Annotated in this window: 5 protein-coding genes and 1 pseudogene; 1 reads left to right on the top strand and 5 read right to left on the bottom strand. The window is 39.5% G+C overall.

Annotated elements, in window-relative coordinates:
• The first annotated feature begins 363 nt into the window (after positions 1-363).
• Positions 364-1,935, top strand: coding sequence for an arylsulfatase (locus F8B77_RS09505; RefSeq protein ID WP_151655148.1), 1,572 nt, complete (start codon positions 364-366; stop codon positions 1,933-1,935).
• A gap of 78 nt (positions 1,936-2,013) precedes the next feature.
• Here F8B77_RS09505 and F8B77_RS09510 read toward each other — a convergent pair whose 3' ends face one another.
• The 5 genes and pseudogenes from F8B77_RS09510 to F8B77_RS17535 form a co-directional block, all read right to left on the bottom strand.
• On the bottom strand, positions 2,014-2,289 hold the full coding sequence (locus F8B77_RS09510; RefSeq protein WP_151655149.1) for a nitrogenase-stabilizing/protective protein NifW: 276 nt from the start codon (positions 2,287-2,289) through the stop codon (positions 2,014-2,016).
• Positions 2,290-2,297: 8 nt separating this feature from the next.
• Entirely contained in the window at positions 2,298-2,642 is a 345-nt protein-coding gene (locus F8B77_RS09515) for a hypothetical protein (protein WP_151655150.1), read from the bottom strand.
• A gap of 236 nt (positions 2,643-2,878) precedes the next feature.
• Positions 2,879-3,229 (bottom strand): DUF4156 domain-containing protein, encoded by a 351-nt coding sequence (locus F8B77_RS09520; RefSeq protein WP_151655151.1) that lies wholly within the window; start codon positions 3,227-3,229, stop codon positions 2,879-2,881.
• Between the two features lie 102 nt (positions 3,230-3,331).
• Positions 3,332-3,484 (bottom strand): hypothetical protein, encoded by a 153-nt coding sequence (locus F8B77_RS17530; RefSeq protein WP_167512789.1) that lies wholly within the window; start codon positions 3,482-3,484, stop codon positions 3,332-3,334.
• Between the two features lie 74 nt (positions 3,485-3,558).
• Positions 3,559-6,251, bottom strand: a pseudogene (locus F8B77_RS17535) (hypothetical protein); the annotation flags it as partial.

The raw sequence follows: 6,251 nt of genomic DNA on the forward strand, positions 1-6,251 counted from the left end.
ATTCATTGTAAATACTTGCTCTATAACTATTGGTTATACCGATCATCATTAAAGGCGTTGCTTTTGCTTCGCTATCCCTGTCGCTTTCTTAATCAATTGACTTGCCCACTTTCTCTAACTCCGCCTAAAGGTGATGTGGATTTACTCTCCAAGCCTAAAGAAAACAACAGATTAGGGCTAGAGTATATTTAGTGAATTTTCTGATCAGGCTTTCAATTAAATACTAAAGCAAAAACCAACATACTTAATTAAAACAATAACTTAAATTAATAATAACCATTAGTTATATCCACTATAAAGCGACGAAGCATGCTTCCTCCTCTAAAGTACTTATAACTAATCGCAACAATTTGGAGTTCTATCATGAGTTATCATATGAATAAGTTGACTGTCGGTATTGGATTATTAGCCACATCAAGTGCAGCAATGGGCGCAACACAACCAAACATACTAGCTATTTTTGGCGATGATGTTGGTTATTGGAATATCAGTGCTTATAACCAAGGAATGATGGGTTACGAAACCCCAAACATTGACCGTATTGCAAACGAAGGTGCCCTTTTTACTGATCACTATGGTCAACAATCTTGTACTGCTGGACGTTCTGCTTTCATTACAGGCCAAGAACCATTTCGAACTGGGTTATTGACCGTTGGCATGCCGGGATCTGATCACGGTATTCCAGATTGGGCACCAACTATTGCGGATCTATTAAAAGATCAAGGTTATATGTCAGCTCAATTTGGTAAAAACCATCTTGGTGATCAAGATAAACATTTGCCAACTAACCACGGTTTTGACGAGTTCTTCGGCAACCTTTACCACTTAAACGCAGAAGAAGAGCCTGAAACTTACTACTACCCTAAAGATCCTGAATTCCGTAAAAACTACGGCCCTCGTGGTGTGATTAAGTCGTATGCCGATGGCAAGATTGAAGATACAGGCCCGATGACGCGTAAACGTATGGAACACGCCGATGAAGAGTTCTTAGATGCAACGCTCGCATTCATGGAAAAAGCCGTTAAAGCGGATAAGCCTTTCTTTATCTGGCATAACACCACCCGTATGCATGTATGGACTCGTCTGCAAGAGAAATACCAAGGTGCGTCAGGCATCAGTATTTACGCTGATGGTATGCTTGAGCATGATGACCATGTCGGAATTTTACTTGATAAACTAGATGATCTTGGCATTGCCGATAACACCATTGTTATTTATTCAACCGACAACGGTGCAGAAACAGCAACATGGCCAGATGGTGGTGCAACTCCATTCCATGGTGAGAAAGGAACAACATGGGAAGGCGGTATGCGCGTTCCACAACTTGTTCGTTGGCCGGGAACTATCGAACCGGGCACTAAAATCAATGAAATGATGGCACACCAAGATTGGCTTCCAACCTTACTTGATGCTGCAGGTGTTCCTAATGTGAAAGAGAAACTAGCTAAAGGCTACAATGCTAACGGCAAAGAATTCAAAGTTCATATTGATGGCTATGATTTCAAACCGTACTTTGAAGGAAAAACAGACAAAGGCCCTCGTGAATCCCTACTCTACTTCACTGCAAATGGTGAGTTAAACGCGGTTCGTTGGCAGGATTGGAAATTAAACTTTGCGGTAATGGAAGGTAATATTTCTAACGCGGTTCGTCTAGAACCAAACTGGCCTCAAATTATCCACCTACGTGCTGACCCATTTGAAAAAGCACCACACGAATCGGGTATGTACTTACGCTGGATGGCAGATAACATGTGGTTATTTGTACCTATTCAAGACGTATTAGGTGACTTCTTCTCAACGCTGCCTGATTACCCAATGCAAAATGGTACAATATTGAACCCTGCAACAATCACATCAGAATCCTTACAACTTAAAGGGAAAATGCAGCAACTGGATAAACTGCAACAACAAATGAACAGTTTAAACGTGAAATAATTGAATCGTTAAGTGAATAAATGAAAGCCCTCGATGGATTAACATTGAGGGCTTTTTGTATACATAAATATTGTGAGATTATCGACGAATACACGTAGTACAACCACGACACGCTGAACGACTGTGGGGATCTAATCGTCCTCTTTGAATCTTACAATAGGCATTTCTTAATGCACGGCGAGCCGAAAACCAATCGTCTGGTTTCGCAAGCAGCAAGTTGCCATTAATCCGTTTCATTAATGGCACTCGATATTCATTAATAAACTTACTGTCAAACTCAATATCAAAATGCTTAAGAACCTGTTCTATTGAAGTAAAACTAGCAATCACTTTTTGAATTTCAGCTTGGCTCATCGGTAATACTAATGCTTAAACGTGTTCATTTCAGTCGCGCTAGTAGCCGTAAGATCACCCGATGGATTTAATAGATGTGGCAAAATCTTAGGCAAATTTAGCGTAAGGTCTTTATCTTCAACAGCATAAATAACTTCGTTATACCAACCTAATAACCCCATTGATGCATACCCAATAGCATCATTGTCTTCACGATGTTCAATGATAATTTGTAGAAAACGCAAAATCGCTTTATCGTTTGATCCCGCTTGCTCACGAGTGCTATGAAAAATCTTAGTTGATTCAGCAACTAACCCTTCATATTCAGTTTCAACTGCCACTTTAAAAGAGCCACCATCAACAGAAATTTTCATTATCTTTTCAACCAATATTTATTCTAATTAAGACGCATAGTAACGAATAAAAATCGCCTTGTCTTAACCACTTCTATTGTCAACTTGATCTAAGTAAAGAAAACACACGCTATGATTATTTTTTAATCTTAACGGTCTTCATTAATCCTACTTGGCGTTATTTGGTCAATAGATCAATAAAAAAACATCAATAGTTACCAATCTATCGATGCTTTTTTATCAGGTATCTATTTAACTTAAGTTGTACTTTCTGTTGGTTGCTCACACAAATAAGCGTTACCAAACATAGTAACAGAGCTTGAAAAATCTAAAGGCTGATATAGATACAACGTATCCGCACCCAGTGCTGCTGCTTTAATACGCATTTGGTTTAATGTACCCCAAACCATATCCTTATCAGCGTGCAACCAGTAATCGTAAAAATGGCCTTCTGAGCCAAATACAATCCCCAAACGTTGACAATCTTTAACTACTTCAACTTCATCCCAAATCACATCTACTTTTTCTGATTCTTGAGTTGGGAAAGTCACGCAGCCTGTTAATATCAATGACGATGCTAACATAGAGCTAGCTACTAGCGTTTTCATTAATTAATCACTAACCAAATAAATGTTGCGCGATTTTAGTGAAAATTTAGCTGTTGGCAAGTAATAATCTAGATTTCTAGCGCTTTTATTATCACCACTTATTTATATGTCTGCATTGGCACAACGAGCCCCTGCTGCAACTTCGTTACCATCTCTTGTGTGCCCAATAGGTGCAATTGAGATCACCGCAAGTTTCAAGTGTTGAATGGAATACCAATGATACTGATAAAGTCTAATACGCCAAATAAGAACCATACTATACGTGTGATCCTTGAAGATACTTGATTTCTCATTAAATCAGGACATACTTCACACCATGAAAATTGTACTCACTTAACTCCGTTCTCAGACCTTCTGGTGCGGATCAATAGCCATATTAACAACAGATTAAACAAATCCAATGCACCACCGCCTGCTACAGTTACAAAATTCTTTCGTTCAGGTTCAGTAAGCGTTGATATTGGCAATGAGAAATCTAACTGTACAGGAACATTTGTGGCTGATTCGCCATTGTTAATTGTTAATTGCACTTCGATTAAATCGATCCAAACTGGCATAGTTATTGTGATGTCTTGCTTAACACTGGTGACTACTCCGCCAGAATTGATATTACCATTATTCACCGACAAACTGTGGCAATCGACAGCGGTAATATAATCACATAAATTAAATTGTAATACCTTTTTATCCGTTTGTGGATCGAAGACGGCTTCAGCATCAACAGTAAAACCTGGGATATCGAGTGGGGTTGATGCAAAAACCATATAGCCTGGGTCGTCAATATGTCCATTACGTTCACCATCCCCGTCATGTACCCCCCCATCTTTGATCGTTATCTCAAGACAATACCCTCCTAGTATCATCGTTTCTTGATATTCATCGGAACCAGGAGGTGGGCAAAAACCCAATTCCCCTTGAGCATAACGCAAATTACTACCCTCTTCACTTTCATCAAAAGTAAACCATCCTGCTCGCTCCGTATATTTACGATAAAAACTATCAGGTACTAATGGTCTTAACATAGGTAAAACAATAGAGATAGAATCATTAAATACTTCGGTAATGGTAAAATTGGTCACGTGACTGTCGGTGTACTTGTCATCGAATTCTATATCTCGGGGTAAAAGAGCCGCACCTTCAGCGCTAGTAATACTGCGTTGTTCATTGCTAATATATGGACTGTATGTTCCTACTTTTTCTGATAATTTTCCGAGCTGAATACAACTTCCTGGGCTCGATTGCATCACATACCCACCACCGAGTGCCTTTTCATTATCAATAGCTTGCAATTCACAAGAGTTGACTGCGTCTAAAAAGTCAGGGATTAGATCGTTATCAGTATCAAGAAACCCCTCATACATATCTACAATACCATCATTATCACTATCTTGATTAGACGTAAGCACCATGGTGTCCATCACCCTTAACGTTACTCGTCCTTTAAGTTCGGGCAAATCTGTATCTAACACTCTTCCTTGATAGTCGAAGTAGTAACGACCCACCTCACCGCTAATATCCACTGGTAATGTAGCAGTATCTAGCATGGTACCTAACCATTGCTTATCTCCCTCAAAGGTTACATACCAGTCTATCTCGATGCTTACCGACTCGTTAGGTTTAAAAATGTCGACTGTTAGATACAAGTCATCAACTAACTCGGGATACACTAAAGAACGTACTTTCCCATTGGTGTTGATGATTTTTGCATCAATAGTAGGCATTGGCTCAGATTCCAATAGGGTAAAGGTTAAAGAATCATAAGATCCAGCATTTACATCGTCACTAAACACCACTGTTAAACTTTCGCTTCCCTCATTGCCATCTGAACCGTATACATCAAAGTTGATCACCCCTTTTACACCGGACTCAATAGTAATGGTATGCGCGGCTAGCAAAGAATGATCGTTAAAATCACTACTGCTTAGCTCAGTTGCAATCTCAATTGGAATTGAGACAGGATAGACAGGAGAGGCCCCCATTAAATGCACCGTAATTTGCGCCTTATTGTTTTCGTAAATAGCTGTACGCTGCTCAAAATTAACTTGCGGAAAGACTCGGAATAGCTGCCCTACAGTTTGGGTAGCCTGTGTATTGGGGTCTGTAGCTTCCCAATAAACTACATGATTACCCGAACGTAAACGGGGTATATTATCTCGCAGTGAAACAGGGACTGGGTTACCCAATACATCTTTAGCTGTTGGCGATAGACCTGCGATTGGGGTGAAAAGGCTCGTTGCAGAAATATCACGCGGTTTGACGTCATCAAAGCGAGGGGCGTTTGGATCTACATCATTAGAGATCAATAATAGATAGTCTGCCATCGTTTCCCCGCTGTCATTAACCCAAGTATATTCTATATACATTTGTTGTGGCATAGAGTCTGATGCTTGATATAACAATGTATTATCAACAATAGAAACTCGCCCAACTAATGCATTAGAACTGGTTAAAGTACCACCATTACTTAATGTTAACGGTACAAATTTCACCAATTGATTACTGTCAACGTTATACATACCATCGCTACTAATATCTATTTGAGTAATAGCTTTGTCATCCAAACTATCGGGTTCTCCATCACCATCAATATCTAGGCTAATCTCACTATTTTCAGGGAACGCATCTAATGTATTTACGACTCCATCACCATCGATATCGTCATCCCATTCATTCAAAATACCATCACCATCGAGGTCATGAGCGAGAGCAAAAGTATGGGTTTTGCTTTTCAATGTTCTCACTATATCCAGATTTTGGATACTCACTTGATGGGCTATCACTCTCACATTATTTGTATCAGGATAAGCGTCCTCCATATCAATAAGGCTAGTAAATGTTTGATTAGGTGCTAAATCACTGACGAATAAATAGCTTATTTGATAGATACCATCTTCTGGTGCCGTATTCTCAAGATTATTATTCGCAATAACACTAACGACTGAGTCACTGGTAACTGGCTGAGCAGGTTCAATGTTAATTTGACTAAACCACTGTCTAATTTCCTCAGGTGTATTACCCAGCG

The organism is Aliivibrio finisterrensis (genome assembly GCF_008933155.1).
GTDB lineage: Bacteria > Pseudomonadota > Gammaproteobacteria > Enterobacterales > Vibrionaceae > Aliivibrio > Aliivibrio finisterrensis.

What these genes read in the sequence shown, in the direction of transcription:
- F8B77_RS09520 (WP_151655151.1), bottom strand. Translation starts at nt 3,229, where the DNA reads ATGAAAACGCTAGTAGCTAGCTCTATGTTAGCATCGTCATTGATATTA.
- F8B77_RS09515 (WP_151655150.1), bottom strand. Translation starts at nt 2,642, where the DNA reads ATGAAAATTTCTGTTGATGGTGGCTCTTTTAAAGTGGCAGTTGAAACT.
- F8B77_RS09510 (WP_151655149.1), bottom strand. Translation starts at nt 2,289, where the DNA reads ATGAGCCAAGCTGAAATTCAAAAAGTGATTGCTAGTTTTACTTCAATA.
- F8B77_RS17530 (WP_167512789.1), bottom strand. Translation starts at nt 3,484, where the DNA reads ATGGTTCTTATTTGGCGTATTAGACTTTATCAGTATCATTGGTATTCC.
- F8B77_RS09505 (WP_151655148.1), top strand. Translation starts at nt 364, where the DNA reads ATGAGTTATCATATGAATAAGTTGACTGTCGGTATTGGATTATTAGCC.